The organism is Paenibacillus sp. LK1 (genome assembly GCF_002750415.1).
GTDB classification, from domain to species: Bacteria; Bacillota; Bacilli; order Paenibacillales; family Paenibacillaceae; genus Paenibacillus; species Paenibacillus taichungensis.
Genome location: NZ_PEII01000002.1, coordinates 490,721 through 515,171, shown reverse-complemented (window position 1 = coordinate 515,171; position 24,451 = coordinate 490,721). Strand labels below are relative to the sequence as shown.

Below are 24,451 nucleotides of genomic sequence, written 5' to 3'. Positions count from 1 at the left end.
TCTACATTTTGAACAAAGGAGGGATCTTATGTTTGTACTTGAACTTCAAGTTCCGCCGTTTCCGTTATTAGCAGCCATTGGGCACACCGAATGGCAGCCGGGGATGCAGCATGCCCAGCGTAGCTTTGATGTGTTCGATCTTATTATTTGCGCCAAAGGAGCGCTGTACATGGAGGAAGATGGCCTCCGTTACGAGATTGCGGAAGGTATGATGCTGGTTCTTGAACCTGGCAAAGACCACCGTGGCTATAGACCAACGTATGTGCAGACGGAAGTATACTGGATTCATTTCCAGCTTCCCTCTGTGCAAAAGATGATTTTGAAAGAAAAGACGACTTGGGAGCAGCCTTTGCTTCAACAAACAGACCAGGATATTGAGGCTCCCCCAGGAGTCATTGAAATTCCCAAATTCGCCGCGGTGGATCTACGTAACCTGGAGCCGATACTGAAAGAAATGCTTGAGCTGCACCATGTACTCACCCGTCAGCGTTCCTTCGAGCTTCATGTTCTGTTGGGCCAATTCCTGCTGCAATTACAGAAGGGAATGAGACAGAACAGCCCGCAGGCTCGCTCCTATTTTCTAAGCGAGAAGGTGGCAACTTATCTTGGTCAACGCCTTGAGCAGCCGTTTGATTCCGGACAGATGGAGCGTGATCTGCTTTATCATTTTGATTACCTGGCTCGCTGCCTGAAGCAGTATACGGGGATGAGCCCGCTGCAATACAGGCATCACCTGCAAATGGAGAAGGCCAAGCGGTTATTGGCACATTCGGAGCTTCCGCTGAAGCGTATCGGCGAGTTGTGTGGACTGCAGGACCATAACTATTTTACACGGTTATTCAAGCGTCAAACTTCCCTCACGCCTGGAGAGTACCGCAAGAAGCATCAGTTGTATTTCATGGAATAGACATGATCAAACAAAAAAACCGCCCGAAAGGGCGGTGGATGATGACGTATTCAATGTCCCAGAATTTCAAATGCTTAAGCTTTAAAGTCCTCGCTTCGTACAGGACTAGCATTCGATAAGGCCTGCCGAAGACTATCCGCTCCATGCTCCTGGTAACTGGGAGTCCCCGGTTGTTGGCGCCAGGATTCGTCCAATCCGCCGGCGTCTATGGCGTCAAATCCCAGCTCCTCGACAAGTTGAAGTACAATTTTCTTTGTATCAGGATCATCACCAGCTACCGGTAGAGCAAGTCGATCGGGTGAACCGGCAGGCAGTCCACGTTCAAGCAGATTTATAGCGGAAATCCCATTAAAGGCTTTGTTAACAGGATGTTTCAAGTATTGCTCAACCCATCGGCTTTCAGGTAAGCCACCTTCGATCTCGGCAATCAAGCCGTCACGCTGACGGGGGTAATAGTTCCCGGTGTCAATAATGGCAGCACCAGGTGCAATGTGGTCTAAGATACCATCAGGGAGATCCGGAATATTCTTTTGTGGAATCGTTACAATGACCAGCTCGGCTCCATGGGCGACTTCCGTTACTTCAAGTGGTTTTGCGCCTGTCTCTTCAGCCAGTTCCGTCAAGGTATGAGGACCACGTGAGTTAGCAATCGAGACATCATGACCAAGTTTGGTGAGACGACGGGTGAGATTACCACCGATATTTCCGGTTCCAATAATTGCGATTTTCATTTATTCCGACTTCCTTTCCCGATTTAATATGGTATGACAGTTTTACTGTAACAGAGAACAATGAAGCTGTAAACAACTTCTTGACTGAACGTTACAAATTACCTATACTAAGATTTATTATTTCGTTGAGAAGGGAGGGAATGCAGTGACCAAAGGTGGAAGACCACGAGAATTTAAGGATACGGCTGTGATTGACGCAGCCATGGATGCCTTTTGGTTGAACGGATACGAAGGATGCTCTACTGAGGATCTATGTAAACAGACCGGTCTCGGGAAGGGCAGTTTATATAATGCGTTTGGCAGCAAACATGATTTATACGAAAAGGTACTCCAGCGTTATCATGAGGAAGGGATACGGGAGCAAAGCGAGATTTTACAGAGCTCCTTACCGTTGAAAGAAAGATTACGCGGCCTGCTGGAGTGGGGTATACAGGAGGATTTTTCGGAATCAGGGCGAAGAGGCTGTCTCCTAATTAATGCAGCAATGGAACGGGCACGGGTTGATCCTATGGTTGAGCAAGTGGTAACACGTCATATCGGTTTTTTGGAGGATGCACTTTGTGATCTGATGGAGCAGGGTGCACAGACAGGAGAGATTACTTCAGGGAGACCAGCCAAAGAACTGGCAAGCCTGTTTCTAAGCAGTTATTACGGACTTCGCGTGCTTAACAGCTCTTCACAGAACCGTGATCTGGCAAAAAGTATTGTAGAAGGTACATTGGCAGCTATTTACTAGCCGGGTAATCCGGCACTTTTTTTGCATTAGTTTTGTACCGATCATTACAATAGTGTGATTTTATAACTCATATGAAAAGGGGAATTGAAGATGCCATTGGCAATCTATGTGCTTAGCTTGGCTATTTTTTGCATGACTACCTCAGAATTTATGGTAGCTGGAATGATGAATACACTTGCGGGGGAGTTTGGAGTATCTGTCTCGCAAGTAGGCTATTTGATTACAGCCTTTTCAGCGGGGATGGTCGTAGGAGGTCCCTTACTAACCGCTGCTCTGCTGAATATGCCTAGGAAAAAAGCGTTTATTATGCTAACCGGACTATTTCTCGCTGGACAGTTGCTTGGCGCGATCGCAGGTAGCTATGAGGTTATGATGGCCTCACGCATCATAGCAGGTGTTGCTTCCTCGGCTGCTTTTGGCGTATCAATCTCGATCTCTGCTTCGCTCGTGGAGGAAAATCAGCGGGGACGGGCGGTGTCGATAATCTTCGGGGGTCTTATGATCGCCACAGTTCTGGGTACACCTGCTGCAACATGGGTGGCCGATGCTTATGGCTGGCGTTTCAGTTTTTGGGCGGTCGCCATTCTTGTTCTACTGTCAGGAGTAACTGCATTGCGGTTGATCCCCGTATTATCCAGACCGGAGCCCACGAGTTTGCGTCATGAAATGAAATCTTTTCGCAATCGCAAGCTCTGGGCGGCTTACCTGACAAGTTTTCTTATTATAGGAGCTACATTTGCAGCATTCAGCTACTTTGCTCCAATTTTTACAGAGTTGTCGGGCTTTTCAACGTCCGCGGTGCCACTATTGTTTGTTGTGTATGGAGCTGCTACGGTTGCTGGTAATCTGATCACTGGTCGACTGGCGGACCGATACACTATGCTGATTCTAACGATAGGGCTTGTTCTCTTGACGTTTGGTCTTTTGACATTCGCCATTGGCGTACATACAGCTGCCGTGGTTATTCCTGCCGTAATCATCATCGGGTTGGCCGGGGTTCCAATGAACCCGCCTATGGTCGCGCGAGTGATACGTACGGGAGGAAGTGGTCTGATGGTGAACACCGTTCACACCGCAATCGTCACCTTTGGTGTAGTGGTAGGGTCTTCTGTTGGAGGCTTGGCTATTAGTGCCGGTTATGGTCTGGTTGCACCGATCTGGGTCGGGGTTGTGTTGGCTTTGGTGGGTGTAATTTCACTGCTTCCGTATATGCGAGGAATCTTCAAAGTTAAGGTTGTAGATATGGATATAAAACATTAAAAAGTGTTTGATTGTGGGTAGTCTTTCAAAACATCGTGTTCAACAATACGAATAAAAGCAGCCCAGATACGATAAAGTACTGGACTGCTTCTATTTTTTTGAAATGTGCCCCGTGACATTTCTTCGTATTATTTATGATCCTAATGAATTATCCTAATAGATTATTCTTCTGAGATAAATCTTTTGCCAAGCAACCACATTACGCCGCTAATGATTAGAAAATATAAAGGCATCATCAGCAATGAGCCGTTATGCAGAGCACCCATTCCCCATGTCGTAAGACTTACCAGTAAGTAGTAGCCTAAGCTGAATATAGCACCTGCTGTGCCAATTACATCTTGAAAATGAACAAGCGCAAGACTTAGACAATTGGGCAGAGCAATACCTGCGCCAATCAACAGAACAAACATGGCAGTTAACATGCAGATGATCTGCAAAAGATTGGGCAGCATAGACAAGCTGCTTCCAAGGGTCAGGAGCAGAGCACCGCTGGTCATGACCAGACAACCCAGACGAATGATCTTTTCCGGTGTGTAAACGGTCAATAATCGTTTTGAGATCATTGCTCCGACCACTGAGGCCAAGGCCACAATAATGCCCAGAAAACCATAAACGCCAGGCGACAGATCAAAGTGTTCTATGAAGATGAAGGGAGCTTCGGCATAATAACTAAATAAAACTCCGTTAATACCTCCGATCAATACGCCAAACACCATTACGCGCGGCATAGCGAGCATCTTTTTAACAACCGGAAGTATAGCGACTTTGGATCGTAAAAGAACGTTCGTTGTCTCCGGCAGTTTAAGAAAAGCATATATGAACAACAAAACGCTCATTAGTACTAACGCCAAGAATACCCATCTGAAGCCAAGGGCCTGATCAATCCAACCACCAATAAGTGGCCCAACTGCCGGCGTAAATGCAATGACAGCAGAGATTTGGGCAAACATCGCATGTCTTCGATCTCCCGATACACTTTCTCGAAGCATGGTTTGGGTGATAATCGAGCCAGTTGCGGCACCGAAAGCCTGTACGAAACGGCCAATGAGAAGCAATTGAATCGATTCCGAATAAAAGCACATCAAGCTTCCGATCCCATATACGATGAGACCGCCCAGCATTGCAGGTCTACGACCAATCAAGTCGGACAGCCAGCCCCAGCAGAAGACGCCCAAGGCAAATCCTATAAAATAGATGCTTAATGTGAATTGTACGGAACTATTAGATACACCAAGTGCTGCTGCGATATCTGGCAGCGATGGAGTGTAGATGGTCTCACTGATTTGTGGAAAAGCGATAAGAACAATCATTAACAGCAAAGATGGTACTGCATATTTCTTCATTATATATTAGCCCTCCTACAAGCTTATACTCTGTTATGACAACAAGAATATGAGCCTAGCTAGGGAAAGGGGGGCATCATGATGGCGAGACGACTATAAATCATCATTTGTTGAATTACCTTTCATCATTATAAGAGTAGGAGGGTTTGACAATCATTGCTAATACTCGGCCTAGGTTAACATGCTTGATATGGCAAGTCAACTAGCTCTGGCTAATCGTACGATTAAGCGGTTTTGTCCCAAGCTCTGAACGTACTTGATTTGGAATTATGAAATTTAATGAAGCTAGCTATTCGCCAAATGGCGATATAGGATAAGGCGACTACATTATTCAGGAATCCAAGAGTTTTGGGATCAATCCCTGAGATGAACAAGAAGTCAAAAAATCGCATCGAGAAGATAACAATAATTAAAACATAAAGAGATACGTTTCTTTTATAATACATATTGCCATCCGATTTTCGCTCGAATTGCGTCACCAGAATTAATGGGATTGACAGAACTGCACCTATAATAATTGAACTGATCATTCTGCCAGATGTAAGCACCAACGTAGGGTCGAACAATTCAAACAAAGAAGTAGAGATATAAAGGATAGGAATTAATAATTTCCGCCCAGATTCGTGCAATGGTTTCTTGCTGCCCTGGATAACGCCCCTCAAAATAAGTACGACAATTAATAATGAGATTGTTAAAGATATTGGATTCATGGTAAGCACCTCGTCTGTTTTTTGTGTAACCTAAGTATCGAGGATATTTAAAATTTATATCAGTGTACAAAGTAATTCGTTTAAGGTGACTTTTGTCATCTTCCCAAAACAAATAGGGCGACCTCACCCCAATTGAATTCCGGGAAAAAGTCGCCGCTTCAAAAATCTTTTTTTATTGTCTATGTGACATGGCTATGACCTCGGAAGGCATCTGTCTGCTATTGAATGATCTGCTCATATCTCTCCTGAATCATCTATACGCTGTAAAATTACTAGACCAGCTCTTGCGATGGGCAGCTCGTGCAAACCGTCCTGAAGCTCAATTTGACGAAGTAGAACAACTTGACCGCAGCAATTTTTTACAGTTAGATCGTAACGACCCTGATGGTGGCAACGCACAACTACTTGTTCGTTATAAGTGCCGTTGGCTACAATGAATCGGTCATAGGTAGCGTCCATTGGGACAACAATATTAGCGTAAACAGCGACAATTTTCGTACCTGCTCTTTGAGCACTGACAAGTGGGTAAAGTAGCTCGGGTTGTTCCGGAACTAACTTACCTTTCAGCAGAATGTCACTGTTCTCCTTACAGAAGGAGAGCCAAAAGCGGATCATTCCAGCGTACGTTTCTCCAATCTCAGCGAGACGAACAGAGATTTGAGGCACGGAGAAGAGAACGTTGATCAGCTGCATGGCTGCGCTTTCGACCGATTCTTTAGGGTTAAACATAATCATGTCGGAATGGACGGCTGTATTCCCCGACAATAGTCGCAGGTCGAGCGTACGGATGCGATTTTGGATAGAGTCGTTCGGGCAATCGTTGGCCCGGAACATGTTGCCGTATTTTCGCATTAACGGGCCGATGTACGTTTGGCGGAATTCGATGAGAATATCCGGCTTAATGGCTCTCAGTCGCTCCATAACATCGGAGAGCAGTCGGTCCACCGCTTCAGGCACTGATTCATGATCCCGTCCTTCCGCTGTTCCCTCCTTCTGATCTGGGCTTAGCCTGAAGCTATCCACGAAATCCAGCTTCAGACCGTCGATATCCCATCCGAATACGGCCTGTTCATAGGTATTGATCAGGTATTCCCGTACATCCGGATACCGGGGGTCCAGCACTCCCGCATTCAGCTTCTCATCTACCCGCAATAGTTTATTCTCGAACTTGCTCCATACCTTGCTGCGCTTCCCTACAAATGGCACGGAGTACCATAACATATATTTCATACCTAGCCGATGTACGGTATCCACATGAGCTCTCATGTCCGGAATCTTACCCGCATAGACTTCCCAGTCCCCGGTATACGCATAACCCCGGTTGTTGTCGTCCGTCTGCCAGCCATCATCAACGATAATAGTGTCACAGCCAAGTTCCTTAGCAAGTCTGCATTGTTCCTCCAATTCGGCAGCGGTCAGTTTCTGATGATAGGAATACCATGTGGAGTACATAGGACGGAGGGCCAAATCAGGAACTGCGGCGGGTTCATAGCCCGGAAGGCCTTCCCACCACTTGGTTACATCTTCAAGCGCCTTATAGAAGGGGATATCTCTACGGTCGATTCGAAGCGTTGCTTCGTAATGATCGAGTTTTGGCATCGCTTCTTCAAACAGGGTAACAGAGCATAGGAAGGTGGAATCCTCTTCATGAATACCGGCTTTTATCGACACGTTGTTCAATGCATCAGTAAAAGCGAAGGTCATTCGATTTCGCCCCTCTAGATTATATAGAGAGGCCACAGGTGCGAGAGAAGTGCTTTTGGATTGGAAACCATCACCCCAATCCACTTGAAGGGCTTTATTCCGGTCGGTTCCCGGATGCCATAAAGAGTGGATGTCTATGGCGGGAGTAGACCACTCGATCCGGCAAACTGGCGGCTGTTCTTTTTTCGCAGCAGTTAGCCGGATATGGACCAGAAAAAGGTTCTCCGTAATGGTTTCGACGTGGGTAAAGCTTTCAAACAAGGTGTTGTTGCCGTTAATAATTACAGTGGGACAATCGTAGTTGATTAAAGTTTTCATAATACCTCCTGCTTGTATAAATAGATATTGGACTAACGATACCATGTTTAGAGTATAATGTTTACAAAAAGTTTAGTAAACAAATAAAATAAATATACGTAATACGGGATATAATTAGCGTTTTATACTAATAAAAATGTATGTAAGCGATGACAATAAGGTATTGTCAAACAAATTGATCTCTGATATATTGAAAACACACATTAGTTCGCTAATGTTTAGTAAACAAAATACAATGTGATTGGCAAGTGGTTAGCAAAACTATAAAATGATTGTGAGGGGTGTTTCCCAAATATGAAGTGAAAAGGTGATCAGTAGTGCCAACAATTCGTGATATTGCAAGTCTGGCCGGTGTTTCTCCATCTACAGTTTCCCGTGTACTGAACGGGGATCCTTCTTTATCGGTATTGGAGGAAACAAGAAGAAAAATTCTTTCTGCTGCAGAACAGCTGCAATATAAAGTAACCCAGCGTCGTCATACCAATCAAGCGGCGCAGTTGAAAGATTATAAAATTGGGTTGGTGACCTTCTGTTCGGAGCAATTTGAGTCGGAGGACCCGTACTACCTGACTATAAGGTTGCAAATCGAAAAGGAATTCAATCAACTGGGCCTTCACATTACTCGGACTATTCGCTGGGTGAACCATGATTCGTATGAAAGCCTATCGGGGCTTGATGGCCTTATAGTGATTGGCAAGTTCGAATTTGATCCATACAATTTGTACTTCAGCCGAATACATAACATTGTTTTTGTCGACTATTCGCCGGATGAGGACCGCTTTGATTCCGTCGTTGTCGATTTTGACAAGGTAACTCGGATGGCTTTGGATCATCTTACCGGACTTGGCTATACAAAAATTGGCCTGATCAGCTCACGTGATTTCATCAATCGTTTTGGTTCCAATTCTGGTATTGATTCAGTGGATCAACGGCAAAGCAGTTTTGAATCTTATATGAAGCAGAAAAATCTGTACCTGCCTGAGCATGTCCATATCGGTAATAATTTCTCCATGTCTACCGGGTATCAGCTCATGAAGGAAGTGATTGATAAGCAGGATTTACCGGAAGCTTTCCTGATTGGTTCCGACCCCATGGCGATAGCTGCTGGGAGGGCCTTAAAAGAAGCCGGGTTAAAGGTACCGAAAGATATCGCAATAGTCGGCATCGATGATATTGAAATGGCTTCTTACGCTAATCCACCGTTAACCACGGTGAAAATCTACACTGAACAAATGGGCCAGAGCGCGGTGAAAATGCTGCTAGAACGGATCGGTGGCAGAGAAGTACCGTTAAAGATCGTGATTCCGTCGAAGCTGGTTATTAGAAGCAGCTGTGGTGCGGAAATCAGATCCGTAGGGGACGTGAAAGATTGACCTTTATTTAAATATTCAATTCAATAGGGGGAAAAATGATGAAAAAATGGTCTTTGATTATTTTATCTCTGCTTGTTGTAATTGCATTGTCGGCGTGTTCCGGAAATGGAGGGAACTCGTCGAAAAGTCAGGGCGGGACGAAGGACAAGGGTAAAATAACATTTGCCTTCTGGGGAGCTCAGTCAGAAGCTGATGCGATCAAGCAAGCCATTGATAACTTCGAGTCAAATTACCCCGACATTCAGGTTGAGAGCCAGTGGATTCAGAAGGATTACCTCACCAAACTACAGACGATGATTGCTGGAGGTACGACTCCTGATGTCATGCTGATCTCAGGAGGGGATTTGCCTGGTTTTGCAAACGCTTTCCAAGAATTGAAATTGGATGAATCGCTCTTCAGTTCACCTTCCCTCGTCGATTCCATGAGTGTGGATGGCAAAGCCTATGCAGCACCATTTATTATCAAGCCTAAAGTTATGGCGATTAACGTCGATCTTTTTGAGAAAAATAACATTCCGCTTCCAAGCAAGACTGAACCGATGACGGTTGAACAATTCAATGACATCGCAAAGAAACTCACATCTGGAGAAGGGGCAACAAAGATTTTTGGTTCAGAACCGCTGTGGCTCGGTAACTGGATTTATGCGTTCGGTGGTCAATTTTACAGCGATGATCTGAGTAAGTCGGCACTAGATTCACCAGAAGTCATAGCTGCTGCTGAGTATATTGTCTCTAGCAAACAAGCTGGCATCGTGCCGAACGATAGTGAGAAGCAGGGACAAAGCATGATGAACTGGTACCTGGGTGGAAGAATCGGCATGTTCACCGACTTTGGTCCTTGGTATTTGCCGCAAATGGCTGATGTGCAGAAATTCAAATGGGATATTGTTCCTTTCCCAGGGAACGGCGGTTCCAAAGAAGTTAATGGACTGGCTCTAAGCAAGGACAGCAAGAATGCTGAAGCTGCCGAAACGTTCATTAATCACCTTACACAAAACGAAGAGGTGCAAAAGATCATCGGAGGAAACAAGAATGCTTATGGGGTACCAGTTATTTCCAGTGCAACAAGCGCGTTTGAAACGGTTTCCCCCGACAAGAACCTAAAAGCCTTTGTACTTGCCGCCGAGAAGCAGCATACACAAGAAGCCCAGAAGGGTACGAATGAAATCAACAACGAGATGAAAGCTATCGATGATACGACACCAATCGGAATTGGAAACAAGGATGTTAAGGAAGTATTCCCGCAGGTGGCAGAGAAGATAAACAAGATTTTACAACAAAACTAACGGGAGCAAACTATGAATGGAATAATAGAAGGGATCTACAGTTTCTATGAAGGAATAGGGGCACCAGCAGCATTGTTGCCTCTTCTCCCTTTTCTGACCGTTATCGTGCTAGTATTCGCTATTATTTATACCATTACCAGAGTTCTTGTGAAAAAGAGGATTATTCATACCAAAACAGCAAGTTTTTATTTGTTCGTCTCAGTCTGGATTATTGGCTTTCTGTTATTTACGGTAGGTCCGATGATTTTCTCATTCTATATCAGCTTCAACAAATGGGAGGTCGTCAGCGACCCGAAATGGATTGGTTTGGATAACTACCGCATGTTGTTCAAGGATACCATGTTTTATAAATCGCTGACGGTAACCTTCTATTACACACTTGTAAGTGTACCCTTGCAGGTCATTCTCTCTTTAGCGATTGCCTTGCTGATGAATTTGAAGCTGCGCGGGATCTATTTTTTCCGTACCATCTATTATTTGCCAACGCTCGTGCAGGGTGTTGCACAAATGGTACTGTTTATCTGGATTTTTAACCCGAATGTCGGTCTGGTCAATTCATTATTACGTTTGATTGGTATCGAAGGCCCTGGCTGGTTCTCCAGTCCAGATTGGTCAATGCCGGCGGTCATTATCATGAGTCTTTGGACGGTCGGAGGCAATATGATTATCTATCTGGCCGGTCTTTCGGATATTCCACAGAGCTTGTATGAGGCGGCTGAGATTGATGGAGCAACGGCAGCAAGAAAAGCCTGGCATGTGACGCTACCACAGATTTCACCGATATTATTTTTCAACACCGTTACAAGTATGATTGGGGCATTCCAGACCTTTACCCAAGGTTTCATGGTTAACGGCGGACCTGATAATTCGTTGTTATTTTATGCCTACTATCTATATCAAAATGCCTTTATGTGGTTCAAAATGGGTTACGGTTCGGCCCTGGCTTGGGTACTCTTTGTGATTATTCTCGTGTTCACTGCGCTCGTATTCCGCAGCAGTGCATTATGGGTTTATTACGAAACAGAGCAAACCGGAAGGAGGAAGCGTCGTGTCCGTAAAAAAAGAGCGTAAGTCTACTCACAAAAAGGTGCATTGGCTGGCCTATATATTGCTGCTAATCGGAGCCGTTATGTTCCTGTATCCCTTTCTGTGGATGGTTTCTGCCTCGCTAAGGAGTCTGGAAGAGGTTGCAGTTTCAGGAATGAGTATATGGCCTGATAACTGGCGCTGGGATAATTATGCGAAGGCGCTTACCGCGTTCCCGTTTGGTCGTTATCTGGTCAATACTGTAATTACAACGGTGTTCCCGATCGTGGGTACGGTTCTTTCTTCATCTATTGTGGGCTATGCCTTTGCCCGCTTGAAGGTGAGGGGAAGCGGGATCTTGTTCGTACTAGTGCTGTCAACCATGCTGCTACCGGGCGAGGTTACGATGATTCCGCAATTCATTCTGTTCAAGAATCTGGGCATGCTGGATACGCTATACCCGCTGATCGTTCCGACCTTCTTTGGATCGGCGTTCTATATCTTTTTGCTACGTCAGTTCTATTCCCGGCTACCCGTCGCATTGGAGGAAGCAGCGATCATCGACGGTTGCGGTTACTTTAAAATTTGGTGGAAGATTTTCCTGCCGCTGTCCAAACCGGCTCTAATGGCGGTTGGCGTCATGGTCTTTATGGGCTCCTGGAACAACTTCATGGGACCGCTGATTTATATCAACAGCGACAAATGGAAGACACTCACGCTCGGTTTGGCGGGTTTTCAGGGTACTTATGCCACAGATACCAACTTGTTAATGGCAGCGGCTGTCGTAATCACTTTACCGTGTATCCTATTATTCTTCACCGCGCAAAAAGCGTTTATGGAAGGTCTGACCTTCTCAGGTTCCAAGGAAAGTTAAACCGAAAAAGGATAGGAGTGACTTTGACATGCCTTATGAGAGAGAGGTAGAATCCCAAGCTGGTGCAGTAACTTTTCAATCTTCCGATAAGGAGTTGAATGAAGGTTTTGTTTGGGCCAAACGGCAGGCGCTGGAATATGCCCACTTTGGTGAAGATCCCGTCGGACTATGGTACGAAGCCGCTCTTCCAGCCAGAGAAGCATTTTGCATCCGTGATGTCATGCACCATAGCACCGGAGCTGCTGTTCTTGGGCTTCGTCTCCATACCAAGAACATGATCATGCAATTTGCCGAAAATATTGCCGAGTCACGTGACTGGTGCACGTACTGGGAGATCAATAAAGACAATGTTCCTGCCCCAGTCGATTATGAAAGTGATGAGGACTTTTGGTATAATCTCCCCGCGAATTTCGACATTATTGATGCCAGCTTACGTCAATACTTATGGACCGGCGATACTTATTATTTAAATAACAGTAAGTTACTGGATTTCTTTAGTTTGACTTTAAATGAATATACGAACACTTGGGATAAAGACGGAGACGGAGTATTGGAATATTATCCCGAATACGGACGCAGGGGCCTGGCTACCTTCAACGAAGCTGGACATCAGCCTTTAATAGGTGGTGATATGATTGCTGCTCAAATTGCCGGTTACCGTGCATTTGTTCATCTTGCCCGTCTCAGGGAGCAAACGGAGATAGCGGAAGTGTACGCTATCAAGGCGCAAGACCTGAAACAGCGTTATGAGCAGGAATGGTGGAACGAGGAGGAGAGGCGCTTCTTCGGCGCCAAGCTGCAAGATCATTCATTCCTAACAGGCTATAATGCAGAAGGGACATTTCTCCCTCTCTATTACGGGGCAGTCAGTGACCCGGAGAAACTGCATAAAGCGCTTGAGGATGTCAAGATCCATCGTGTTGCTAACGTTGAAGGTAAGACTTACTTGCCGGATATTTTTTATCAGTACGGCCAAAATGAAGAAGCCTTTAGTGAATTGAAAGAGCTGGTAAATCCATCATTGGAGCGACGGGATTACCCGGAGGTATCTTATTGCGTAATAGGTTCCATCGCCGCAGGATTGATGGGAATTACGGGAAACGGTGCATCCGTAATTAGCACCTTGCCAAGACTTACGCATTCACTGGAATGGGCGGAAATGGGGAATATCCCTATCCTTGATCGGAACATTATGGTTAAACATACGGGAAATACAGAGAGTGAAGTGACGCTGTTATCTGGAAAACCTTTTGTCTGGAAGGCTGCTTTCCCTGTAAATACCGAGACGTTATACCACAACGGCATAGCCGTTGCTGCCGAGCAGGAAACAACCGAAGGTGGAGAACAGATCAGCTTTATTTCTGTAAAAGTGGCTGAAGATGAGATACACCGTGTTTCCATTGCACAGGAAGGTTAAAATTCAAGATCTCTAACATGCCTGTGCCATGAGACAGAGAGTCATAAAATGCTTATCATTAGAGATGTGTGCCTCATTTTTTGGAGGTGCATATCTCTTTTTTTAATGATTTTTTCTGGAGGTATGTCTACCCAGTCATTGCAGTGCTGGAGTGAACTAACGTGCTATGACAGTAACTATTTAATATGCCTTCTATTTGTATGTCGTTTATACAGACGAGTAAAACGATAGTGATTTCCGTAATCTTTCACTATATGATAAAAGAAACGGATGACAATGAAAGGGAGCGTCGCTTTGGATCGGAAAAGTGGAACAAACACTCTTGGAAGGGCTTTGGATATTTTATTTGCGTTATCTGAGGCGAATGGAACATTATCGGTTAGTGAGATCGCAGAAAAGGTCAGCATTCCAGAAAGCTCAACCTATCGTTTTTTGCAAACGCTTGAAAAGAACGGGATTGTGGAGCGTAGGGGCAAAAATCAGATTGGACTTGGTTTGCGTATTCTGGATTTAGCTCGTAGCTTGAATCAACAAATTCATCGTGAGTTGTTGTCACTTGCATTGCCTATTATGATCGATCTGATGGAGTCTACAAAAGAAACTTCGTTATTGTTCGTTAGAACTGGAAATGATGCTGTATGCATTCAACATGTGAAGGGCCGAGGTCTTATTCAATTTGTAATCGAGAACGGTAGACGTCTGCCTTTACATCAAGGCGCTTCTGGAAAAAGTATACTGGCTTTTGAAAATGAAAAGACGATTGAGCAGGTTGTAGCGAATATTACAACCGATCGGAATCGATCGGAATTGATTGATAGTTTGAAAGCTATCAAGGAACAGGGCTTCGCTTGTACTGAAGGAGAATACGATCCTGATGTGTTCGCTATTGGTGCACCTATATTGGATAGTCATGGTCTTGTCGTGGCAAGTCTTTCTATTGCGGGTCCTTTATTTCGCGGGACCAAAGAGAGGATACCCGAAATGATTAATAGCGTTATGGAATCGTCCAAGCATCTCTCCAATCTACTTGGAGGGGAATAGAAGAAAATCACCGATCACGATTAATCCCGATAGAAATAGTTGAATTAATGATTGACAAAAGAATGTTCTTGGTAATATTATTGAAATAAGAAATTTAATTATCACATGTTAATAATAAATGGCTGACCATAACAGTGGAGGTCTTGTTTTTCGCCTATTGGCGAGAAATAAGGCCTTCTTCTTTTTTAGCAAGAGTTCGCAATATTAGTTAAATGTGAAGTAAGGAAGTAAAAAAATTTATTTATTTATCCGAGTTAACAAATTTGTTTACTGTATTTTTGAAGGGGAGGAAGAACGATGACTGAAGCAGTGGCAGTTGAGTTCCAACATGTAAATAAAAATTATGGCTCCGGTAGTGTGCTGCATGATTTTAATCTTACGGTACCGAAAGGTCAGATTGTAACAATTATTGGGCCCTCGGGTTGCGGCAAAACTACACTGCTCAAAATGATCAACCGCCTTGAGGAGCCGAGTCAGGGAAGAGTTCTTGTCGAAGGGAGAGATGTAGGAGCTGCAGATGCAGTCCAACTCCGACGCGATATCGGATATGTGATTCAACAAATTGGCTTGTTTCCACATATGACCATAGAAGAGAATATTGGCATTGTTCCGAGGCTTAAGGGAGCGAAAAAGGAAGAACGAAAAGAGAGAGTTGATCTATTACTGAACCTGATCGGTCTCCCAGCTGAACAATACAGCAAACGTTATCCCCATGAGCTTAGTGGCGGGCAGCAACAACGGATCGGTGTAGCCCGTGCACTAGCGTCAGACCCTTCCATTATTTTAATGGACGAACCCTTTAGCGCACTTGATCCCATCAGCCGAGTCCAGCTACAAAAAGAACTGATCCAGCTGAATCAGCGGCTGCATAAAACGATAATTTTTGTCACCCACGACATTGAAGAAGCGCTGAAGATCGCTGATCGGATTATTCTACTGAAGGAGGGTGAGGTAATTCAGAACAGTACACCTGCGGAGCTGCTGGCCCATCCGGCAAACGACTTTGTGATTGAATTCATTGGTCAGGAGAGGTTTCGTCCTTCTTTTCCAAGTGGGATGGCACAGCATATTATGATTGACGGTCTCTCGATAAGTAATATCTCAACAATCGTAGAGGCACTTGATCTCTTGCGTTTGAATCAGGCAGATGCCCTTGCTGTGACCGGGAATTGGGGAGAGCTGCTGGGTATTGTAGGAATTGAAGAAATCAGTGAATATCTGCAGCATGACAGCAAAATGAAGGTCGGGGATATTGTGAAAAATGGGACTCCCGCCCTCTTTGAGAACACACCAATTTCTGATGTATTCGAACTGATGCAAAGTCAACGAATATTACCTGTCGTGGATGATCAGAACCGCTTAATCGGTACGGTAACCCGCTCAGGTGTTATTGAAGCAATTGGGAGACACTTTCACCGAGAGGAGACCAGTGCATGAACCATGTATGGGATACGTTAGTTGCTGACTGGCCGATGATCGTTGAGAAAATGGGAGAGCACATGTACTTGTCCCTCATTTCCGTCCTGATGGCGGGAATTATTGCAATCCCCCTTGGTATTTATCTGACCAGCCGTAAGCGGATGGCAGATACGATCATTACTGTAGTTTCTGCCATCCAGACCATCCCAAGTTTGGCCTTATTCGGATTCATGATTCCGCTGGTAGGTATCGGTACAACACCCGCCATTATTGCATTAACCTTATACGCCGTGCTTCCAATGCTCCAGAACACCTATGTCGGCATTAATGGTGTTCATCCTTCTCTGATTGAGGCAGGAACCGGAATGGGCATGACCAAATGGCAGATGATGAAGATGATTCAGCTTCCAATTGCGCGCAGTGTCATCATGGCCGGCGTAAGACTCGTCGCGGTGCAAACGATCAGCCTTACGACAATTGCGACCTATATTGCCGCAGGAGGCCTAGGAGACATCATCACAAGAGGCATTGCCATGATTAACACGGTTACCATTATGGAAGGGGCTATCCCTGTCTCGATGCTGGTAATCTCCGTTAACTTCATTTTGCTGCTACTTAACAGGGCACTTACCCCGAAAGGTTTGCGGCATTTGAATAAATTTTAAGCTTTTACTTAGGGAGAGGGGAAGCAATCATGACAACCACAAACAAAAAAAGATGGAGTGTAATCAAAGGAGGCAGGCTGCTTATCACCCTTGGGCTGGTGTTGACGACCGTGCTGACAGCAGCGGGGTGCTCAAATTCCAATGCGTCCGGGCGCAACGATACCATCGTACTGGCCACAAAAGGATTCGCAGAGTCGGATATTTTGGCCAACGCCTTCAAAATTTTAGTTGAGAATGACACGAAGCTGAAAACAGAGGTTAAGAAGCTGGATAACACACTGCTCTGGAATGCCATTGACTCGGGAGATGTGGATGCTTATGTAGAGTACAGCGGGACGGCCTTGATCAATATTTTGAAGCAGGAACCAGAATTTGATGCAGATAAAGCATTCAAAACAGTCGTAACCCAGCTCAAGGAAAAGAGCAAATTGATTGCGCTCGACCCACTAGGGTTCAACAATACCTATGTCTTTACGGTACCCAGAGAAACCGCTGAGAAGTATGGGCTAAAGACAGCTTCTCAACTTGCTGAGAAATCAGGTGAACTGGTTTTTGGAGCGAGTGAGGAGTTTCTGAATCGCCCAGATGCCTGGCCTTATGTAGAGAGCATATACAAACCAAAGTTCAAGGAAACGAAATCCATTCAGGACCCTTCCTTGCAGTATCAGGCGATAAAGCAAAAGCTGATTGATGTGAAGCTCTCGTATTCAACGGACAGCCAAATCCTGGCGAATGACCTCGTAGCGTTGGAGGATGACAAGCATGTGTTTATTCCGTATGATGCATTTCCAGTGGTTCGTGAGCAGACGCTGGAAGAACATCCGGAGTTGAAAGAAGTCCTCAACAAGTTGGCAGGAAAACTGGATGAGAAGGCAATGCAAAAGTTGAATGCAGAGGTGGAACAGGATCAGAAACCGGCACTTGATGTTGCGAGGGACTGGTTGAAAGCCCAAGGGCTAATCAAGTGAATTTCTACATGATAGATCAATGATTAATAGTAATTACGTTGTCTAACAACGAGTTAACAAGAGAGGGTGATACGTTGTGAGTAATGATAATCGTCAGCTTGCGCTGGGAGCAATGATGTTTTTTCCGGCGGGTGAGCATATTTCAAGTTGGAGACATCCTGGGTCTGAAGCAGAGGGACTTCTTGATTTCAATTATTACAAAAGAATTGCGCAGACGGCGGAGCGTGGAAGATTTGACATGTTCTTCTACGCCGATGAACTGTATGTCTGGGACCGATTCGAGTCGGGTATTAGCCATGCAAATAGCATTCGGCCGGAGCCGTTCACACTACTTTCCGCACTGGCGGCGGTAACGTCGCATATAGGTTTGGCGGCGACCATCTCGACGACTTATAACGATCCGTATCATATTGCGCGGAAGCTGGCGACGCTGGATCATTTCAGTGGCGGGCGAGCCGCGTGGAATATTGTGACGTCTCAAACGGACGAAGAGGCGCGGAACTTCGGTAAGGAACGCCATCTGCAGCATGAGCTGCGATATGAACGTGCGAAAGAATTTGTAGAGGCAACGCAAGGACTTTGGGATAGTTGGGAAGAGGATGCACTGCTATTCGACAAGGAAAGTGGGTACTTTGCAGATAAGAACAAGCTGCACAATCTGGATTACGAAGGTACTCATTTTAAAGTAAAAGGACCCCTTAATATATCCCGTCCACCACAAGGGTATCCTGTTTTGATCCAAGCCGGAGCTTCGGAAGCCGGTAAAGAGGTAGCCGCGGCAACGGCCGAAATTGTATTTGCCCCTGGTGGCACATTCGCAGAAGGGAAAGCACTGTATGAAGACATCAAGGGAAGGCTTGCCAAATATGGCCGTTCTCCCGATGAGATCAAGATATTGCCTGCCTTAATGCCCATTATTGGGGCTACTACGGAAGAGGCAGCAGAGCAGCTTGCTATTGTCGAGAATCTTACTCCAGACCGACTGGCTTTGGACTTGCTATCACATTACATCGGGGTAGACGTTTCCGGCTATCCCCTGGATGAACCGCTGCCTTTTCTACCTGAAGAAGAAGGCTTTAACCAGAGTAAAAGTGGTTTACAACGTATCCGGCGTATCCTCAAGGAAGAAGATTTGACGCTGATTCAGCTTGCCAAACGGATTGTAAGCAAACGGGCTTTTGCCGGAACTCCCGAGCAGATTGCTGATCATATTGAGGAGTGGTTCAGCAATGGTGCGGCAGATGGATTCAATATTGCCTTTACTCACCTGCCTGGTGCTCTGGATGATTTTGTAGCAGAGGTAGTGCCCATTCTTCAGCGCAGAGGTTTGTTGCGCCTAGAATATGAAGGCACTACACTGAGGGACCATTTTGGACTCAGCAAACCAGAGAACCGCTATTCACAAGAAAAGATTACTTCAGGAATTGCAGAAAGATAAGAAAGCGAGGAGTGACTGTGAAAAGGATTGTTGCTGAACGAGGCGGCGTGCTGCGGTGCAAAGGCTGGCGTCAGGAAGCGTTGCTGCGCATGCTGGAGAACGTGCTCGAGAACGGTGAGAACCAGAAGGAGCTGATCGTCTATGCCTCCCTTGGAAAGGCAGCCCGTAACTGGCCTTCCTATCTGGCAATTGTCGATACCCTTAAGCAATTGGAGGAAGAGGAAACACTGGTCATTCAGTCAGGCAAACCGATTGGTGTATTCAGAACCCATCGGCAAGCACCACTTGTCGTAATGGCTAACTGCAATCTGGTCGGCCGATGGGCAACCAGCGATAATTTCTATGAGTTGCAAGATAAAGGTCTGATCATTTGGGGCGGCCTTACTGCGGCTGCTTGGCAATACATCGGATCACAGGGTGTCATACAGGGAACCTATGAAATCTTCCAAAGTATCGCTAGGCTGCACTTCGGCGGCGATTTGCGAGGACGTTTCATTCTAACAGCTGGCTTGGGAGGTATGGGGGGCGCGCAGCCTTTAGCAGGTTATATGGCTAATGCGGCAATCCTTTGTGTAGAAGTTGCGGAGGAGAGAATAGACAAACGAATCGCTTCCGGTTATTTACAGCGAAAGACTGATAGCCTGAATGAAGCATTGCTATGGATTAATGAAGCTGTAAACACCGGCACAAGCCTGTCCGTTGGACTGCTCGGAAATGCTGCGGATGTTTATCCTGAGCTACTTCGGAGAGGTGTCCAGCCGGATATTGTGACTGACCAAACATCTGCACATGATTTGTTATACGGCTATATTCCAAGCGGATACTCACCTGAAACCGCTGGTGTGGCACGACGAGAACATCCGACGGAGCTTCAAGCCGCTGCCGGAGCTTCAATTGCGAATGAAGTAAAGGCGATGTTGGAATTCAAACAACGGGGCGCGGTTGTTTTTGACAATGGTAACAATATCCGTTCACAGGCAGTGCAATATGGAGTTACGAATGCTTTTGAGATTGATATATTTACGGAAGCTTTTCTTCGTCCTCTTTTTGCGCGGGCTATCGGTCCTTTCCGCTGGATCGCTCTAAGCGGAGAGGCAGAAGATATACGAATCATTGACGATTATATTCTGAAAGAATTTAGTGATAATGACATCGTGTCTAATTGGATCAAACTCGCAAATACGTATGTGCCGTTTGAGGGATTGCCGGCCCGTATAGGCTGGTTTGGGCATAAAGACCGCAGCAAGCTGGCACTCGCGGTTAACCAATTGGTACGAGAAGGAAAACTTGCAGGACCAGTCGCCTTCTCCCGGGATCATCTGGATGCAGCTGCTATGGCTCATCCCAACATTATGACCGAACGGATGAAAGACGGAAGCGATGCGATTTCCGACTGGCCGTTGTTGAATGCCATGCTCAATTGTTCTTCCATGGCTGATCTGGTGGCGATTCATTCTGGCGGAGGGGGCTATTCCGGTTATATGACAAGTGCGGGAGTCACCATTGTAGCCGACGGGTCAGAGGCAAGTGATGCACGTCTTCGTACAGCGCTTGACAATGATACTGGTCTTGGCGTACTCCGTTATGCAGATGCCGGTTACGAGCAATCGTTGGCCGAAGTTCAAACCAAGGGCATTGCCCGAATTGATACCCATCAATATGAAACCATTTCATCCACTGTGAAATAACATCGGGAAATGCTACAACAAAATTTCAATCAGGAGGAGATTTTATGCGGGAATTAACAAGAGATGATGTAAATGCTGCTGTCAAAGGTGGCTCTGTATTTGCCAGCGGCGGGGGAGGCTGGGTGGATCATGGACTGGAGATTGGACACGCGGCCCTGAGCATCGGACGACCGAAGCTCCTGTCGGTAGATGAACTGCCGGATGACGCCATTATATTGACCTGTACCGCAATCGGTGCACCTGCCGGACGAGACTGGCAAATGCTTGGAAAGGACTACATTAAGGCTGTTCAGCTAATCATTGAAAACTATGATGGCAAAATAGCCGGGGTCATGACTCCGCAGAATGGCATGTCCAGCACCATTAACGGTTGGCTGCCGGCAGCAGCCCTAGGTCTTGCTGTTATTGATGCCACTGGAGATATCCGCGCACATCCAACTGGCAAGATGGGCTCACTTGGCCTCGCGTCTTCTATTGATTACGAGACGATACAAGCAGTGGCTGGTGGCAAACCAGAGATTGGCAGCTACATGGAACTTGTGGTTAAGGGAACTCCGGCACGGACCTCCAATATACTGCGTACTGCTTCGGACATGGCGGGTGGGTTTATTGCTGCCGCACGGCACCCGCTCCCGATCAAACATATTAAGAAGCATGCTGCGATCGGTGGCATCTCGATAGCGATTGAGTTGGGTCGTGTCATTCAGAAGGCAGAGCCAGATGGACCGGAAGCGGTGCTAGAGGCCGTGGTACAAAAGACCAATGGAAGAATCCTCGGCAGAGGGACGGTGACAACAAAAAATGTTCGTTATTCAGGTGCTTTCGATGTGGGTACGATCGAAGTATCCATCCCCAACCGTAGGCTTACACTTCATGTGATGAATGAATATATGGCTGTCGAGGACAATGAAGGTACACGTCTGACCACCTTTCCGGACGTAATTACTACGTTTGACCTGAAGAATGGTCTGCCTGTGAGTGTGGGAGATGTTGAAGAGGGGATGGAAGTAGCTGTCTTCGCCATTGATAAATCCAAGGTGCCACTGAGCTCCAGTGTAAAGGACCCCAGCGTATATCCAGAGGTAGAAGAAATGCTGGGCATCGATTTACAGAGTTATGCTTTTGACAAGGAGAAAACAATCTATGCTTGAGGAGAGCATTCTCTCGCTCAGCTCTAACCAAATTGTATTGGACGGAAGCCGCTTGACCATTGAGGATGTGGAGAGTATAGCTCGTTCGCGGAGATCGGTGGTGATTGCCGATGAAGCCTGGGAACGACTAGTTACGGCACGAAGAGTAATTTATGAATTAGCTGCAGAAGGCGTTCCTGTCTATGGACTGAATCGTGGTGTAGGCTGGAATAAGGACAAGGTTATCGGAGATGATTATTTTGAAGACTATAACCGGAATTTGTTGTTATCTCACAGTGCTGGGGTGAAGCCGGAGGCCACAGAAGATGTCGTTCGTGCGGTGATGCTTGCCCGTCTCAATAGCTTACTTGCTGGAGCAACTGGCGCTCAGCCCGATATTGCCAAACGTTACGCAGATTTTCTCAATATGGGTATTCACCCGGTTCTCCCGCTTCGCGGATCTGTGGGTGCGGCGGATATTACCTCGATATCGCATATCGGTCTGGCCATGATTGGTGAAGGTGAAGTGAACATGGCGGGCAATCGTATACCAGCGAGCGATGCATTAATGGCAGTGGGTTTAGAACCCCTGCGCCTTGGTCCCAAGGACGGTCTGGCTATCGTCAGTTCCAATGCTCTTTCTGCCGGAAACGGAGCACTGACGCTCTTCGACATAGAAGAGTTACTGGATACCGCAGACTCTGTATACGCGCTGTCTTTGGAAGCCATCCGGGGTAATATTAGTCCATTGGATGAAGCGGTTCATCTCAAGCGTCCTTTTCCCGGGCAGTTAAAGAGTCTGGCTATGGTCCGGCGTAGTCTACGTGGCAGCGGACTCTGGAATAATTTTAATCCAGATTCGCTGCAAGATCCGCTGAGCTTCCGTGATGCATGCCAGATTCATGGCGCCGCAAGAGATGCTTATGTCTATGCACGCCAGCAGCTCGAAGTTCATCTCAACAGTTCAGACGATAATCCCTGTGTACTGACGGAAGAGCGGAGAATTTTATCCTGCGCTAATTATGATCCCATAACATGGACACTAGGTTTCGAGATGCTTGGAAGTGCGCTGCATCATGTATCCAAAAGTTCATGCTATCGCATAATCAAGCTGGGTGACCCGGATTTTACAGGGTTAAGCCGCTTCTTGACTTCTGATCCGAGCCGCTCTGTCGGCTTCTGCACGGTTCAGAAAACAGCAACCTCACTGGATGCAGAAATACGTCATCTGAGTAATCCCGTTTCATCTGACTATTTCTCACTGGCGGGAGACATGGAGGATCATGCTGCCAATTCTCCTTACGTGGTAAGCAAGGCAAGAGAGATTGTTGATCGTGTTACTTATATTTTGGCGATTGAAGCGCTCCATGCTGCTCAAGCTATCGATCTGCGTAGGGATATGACTCTGGGTGAAGGGACAAGAGCAGGTTATGAACTGTTGCGTTCCGAGGTTCCTTTTTTGTCCGAAGATCGTAATCAATCTATAGATATAGAGCGTGCATACCTTCTGCTTAAGGAAGGGAAATGGCTAAGGGCAGTTCGTGGGAAGATGAATGAATTCTCTAAATAATGATCAAAAGAGGAGGACGTACAATGGCACATGTTGATCCCCAGTGGTCTTTAAGGGACCATTCCCAAGAAGGGTGGCAAATCCGTGCGGAAGTCTGTCCGAAGTGGATTCGCGTAAAATTTGATGGACGGTTTATCGCAGATAGCAAGCAGGTTCTCATCGTTACCGAAACAGGTAGACTGCCCGTTTATTATTTTCCAAAAAAAGATGTGAACCTTGACGTATTCAAACCTTCGGAAAAGCAAGTGACTGATCCGAATAAAGGAAATCAATTGTTTTGGCATATCAGCAGCGGTGGGCGCACGGTAGAGAATGCGGTATGGAGCTATTCGGGTGCGCATCAAGAAGCGGTATATTTGCAAGATCATTATTCTTTTTCATGGAACAAAGTAGATGCCTGGTATGAAGAAGAGGAAGAAATATTTGTTCATGCACGGGACCCGTATTCCAGGGTGGATGCAATTCCGGCCTCACGTCATGTTCAAATCGAATTAGATGGAGTAATTGTTGCTGATAGCAAGCGACCTGTGATTCTCTATGAGACAGGATTGACCCCGCGTTATTATCTTCATCAGGAGGATGTGCGTCTGGATTTGTTGAAGCCCGTAGATTTAACCACACGTTGCCCTTATAAAGGAGTAGCCAGCTATTGGACAGCTTCAGTGAATGGAAGAGAATACAATGATCTTGTTTGGAGCTATAAGAGCCCATTACCGGAAGTTCATGAAGTTGAAGGACTGTTGTGCTTTTATCATGAGTCTGTGGATGCGCTCTATGTAGATGGGGTAAGGTGGTCCCTATCTGCTGATGATCGCCTTCCTTACCGCAATATAGAAAGGGGATAATG

Annotated in this window: 21 protein-coding genes; 17 read left to right on the top strand and 4 right to left on the bottom strand. The window is 46.1% G+C overall.

The genetic code is table 11. From position 1 onward, the window contains the following. Positions 1-28 precede the first annotated feature (28 nt). Complete coding sequence (locus CS562_RS05990; protein ID WP_099854332.1) at positions 29-907, top strand: helix-turn-helix transcriptional regulator; 879 nt, start codon at positions 29-31, stop codon at positions 905-907. Between the two features lie 74 nt (positions 908-981). Here the strand turns inward: CS562_RS05990 and CS562_RS05985 are convergent, their stop codons facing one another. Next, a complete protein-coding gene (locus CS562_RS05985) occupies positions 982-1,638 on the bottom strand; it encodes an NADPH-dependent F420 reductase (RefSeq protein ID WP_099854330.1) in 657 nt (218 codons plus the stop codon). Between the two features lie 145 nt (positions 1,639-1,783). Between CS562_RS05985 and CS562_RS05980 the strand changes: the two genes are divergently transcribed. Both CS562_RS05980 and CS562_RS05975 read left to right on the top strand, forming a co-directional pair. Continuing rightward, complete coding sequence (locus CS562_RS05980; RefSeq protein WP_076288408.1) at positions 1,784-2,374, top strand: TetR/AcrR family transcriptional regulator; 591 nt, start codon at positions 1,784-1,786, stop codon at positions 2,372-2,374. A gap of 90 nt (positions 2,375-2,464) precedes the next feature. Beyond that, a complete protein-coding gene (locus CS562_RS05975) occupies positions 2,465-3,634 on the top strand; it encodes an MFS transporter (protein ID WP_099854328.1) in 1,170 nt (389 codons plus the stop codon). Between the two features lie 161 nt (positions 3,635-3,795). Here the strand turns inward: CS562_RS05975 and CS562_RS05970 are convergent, their stop codons facing one another. From CS562_RS05970 to CS562_RS05960, 3 genes are all read right to left on the bottom strand, one after another. Continuing rightward, positions 3,796-4,977, bottom strand: a complete 1,182-nt coding sequence (locus CS562_RS05970; protein ID WP_099854326.1) for a multidrug effflux MFS transporter — start codon at positions 4,975-4,977, stop codon at positions 3,796-3,798. A gap of 224 nt (positions 4,978-5,201) precedes the next feature. Then, positions 5,202-5,687, bottom strand: a complete 486-nt coding sequence (locus tag CS562_RS33790) for a CcdC protein domain-containing protein (protein WP_099854324.1) — start codon at positions 5,685-5,687, stop codon at positions 5,202-5,204. A 234-nt stretch (positions 5,688-5,921) separates the two neighbouring features. Then, a complete protein-coding gene (locus tag CS562_RS05960; RefSeq protein WP_180287043.1) occupies positions 5,922-7,709 on the bottom strand; it encodes a glycoside hydrolase family 36 protein in 1,788 nt (595 codons plus the stop codon). A 317-nt stretch (positions 7,710-8,026) separates the two neighbouring features. Here CS562_RS05960 and CS562_RS05955 point away from each other — a divergent pair, with 317 nt between their 5' ends. From CS562_RS05955 to CS562_RS05890, 14 genes are all read left to right on the top strand, one after another. Next, complete coding sequence (locus tag CS562_RS05955) at positions 8,027-9,082, top strand: LacI family DNA-binding transcriptional regulator (RefSeq protein WP_099854320.1); 1,056 nt, start codon at positions 8,027-8,029, stop codon at positions 9,080-9,082. Positions 9,083-9,120: 38 nt separating this feature from the next. Further along, positions 9,121-10,368 carry a sugar ABC transporter substrate-binding protein gene (locus tag CS562_RS05950; RefSeq protein WP_180287042.1) on the top strand — a complete coding sequence of 416 codons (1,248 nt, stop codon included), beginning with the start codon at positions 9,121-9,123 and terminating at the stop codon, positions 10,366-10,368. Between the two features lie 12 nt (positions 10,369-10,380). Further along, positions 10,381-11,439 (top strand): carbohydrate ABC transporter permease, encoded by a 1,059-nt coding sequence (locus CS562_RS05945; protein ID WP_099854316.1) that lies wholly within the window; start codon positions 10,381-10,383, stop codon positions 11,437-11,439. Continuing rightward, on the top strand, positions 11,417-12,268 hold the full coding sequence (locus CS562_RS05940; RefSeq protein WP_099854314.1) for a carbohydrate ABC transporter permease: 852 nt from the start codon (positions 11,417-11,419) through the stop codon (positions 12,266-12,268). Before CS562_RS05945 ends, CS562_RS05940 begins: the two co-directional genes overlap by 23 nt. A 28-nt stretch (positions 12,269-12,296) precedes the next feature. Continuing rightward, a complete protein-coding gene (locus tag CS562_RS05935) occupies positions 12,297-13,685 on the top strand; it encodes a glucosidase family protein (RefSeq protein ID WP_099854312.1) in 1,389 nt (462 codons plus the stop codon). A gap of 294 nt (positions 13,686-13,979) precedes the next feature. After that, on the top strand, positions 13,980-14,726 hold the full coding sequence (locus CS562_RS05930) for an IclR family transcriptional regulator (RefSeq protein WP_256716772.1): 747 nt from the start codon (positions 13,980-13,982) through the stop codon (positions 14,724-14,726). Between the two features lie 297 nt (positions 14,727-15,023). Then, positions 15,024-16,163: an ABC transporter ATP-binding protein gene (locus CS562_RS05925; RefSeq protein WP_076288417.1), complete on the top strand. Its 1,140-nt coding sequence runs from the start codon at positions 15,024-15,026 to the stop codon at positions 16,161-16,163. Beyond that, positions 16,160-16,810: an ABC transporter permease gene (locus CS562_RS05920; protein ID WP_076288418.1), complete on the top strand. Its 651-nt coding sequence runs from the start codon at positions 16,160-16,162 to the stop codon at positions 16,808-16,810. The genes CS562_RS05925 and CS562_RS05920 overlap by 4 nt, the downstream gene beginning before the upstream one ends. Before the next feature lie 29 nt (positions 16,811-16,839). Continuing rightward, positions 16,840-17,778, top strand: a complete 939-nt coding sequence (locus CS562_RS05915) for an ABC transporter substrate-binding protein (RefSeq protein ID WP_099854310.1) — start codon at positions 16,840-16,842, stop codon at positions 17,776-17,778. Between the two features lie 76 nt (positions 17,779-17,854). Then, positions 17,855-19,216 (top strand): LLM class flavin-dependent oxidoreductase, encoded by a 1,362-nt coding sequence (locus CS562_RS05910; RefSeq protein WP_257219391.1) that lies wholly within the window; start codon positions 17,855-17,857, stop codon positions 19,214-19,216. A gap of 17 nt (positions 19,217-19,233) precedes the next feature. Continuing rightward, complete coding sequence (locus CS562_RS05905) at positions 19,234-20,904, top strand: thiourocanate hydratase (RefSeq protein ID WP_218966724.1); 1,671 nt, start codon at positions 19,234-19,236, stop codon at positions 20,902-20,904. Positions 20,905-20,948: 44 nt separating this feature from the next. Beyond that, complete coding sequence (locus CS562_RS05900; protein WP_099854306.1) at positions 20,949-22,055, top strand: thiohydantoin desulfurase; 1,107 nt, start codon at positions 20,949-20,951, stop codon at positions 22,053-22,055. Continuing rightward, entirely contained in the window at positions 22,048-23,604 is a 1,557-nt protein-coding gene (locus CS562_RS05895; RefSeq protein WP_099854304.1) for an HAL/PAL/TAL family ammonia-lyase, read from the top strand. Before CS562_RS05900 ends, CS562_RS05895 begins: the two co-directional genes overlap by 8 nt. A 23-nt stretch (positions 23,605-23,627) precedes the next feature. After that, the gene (locus tag CS562_RS05890) at positions 23,628-24,449 is read left to right on the top strand and encodes a DUF427 domain-containing protein (protein ID WP_180287041.1); all 822 of its coding nucleotides are present in this window, start codon (positions 23,628-23,630) and stop codon (positions 24,447-24,449) included. The last annotated feature ends 2 nt before the right edge of the window (positions 24,450-24,451 follow it).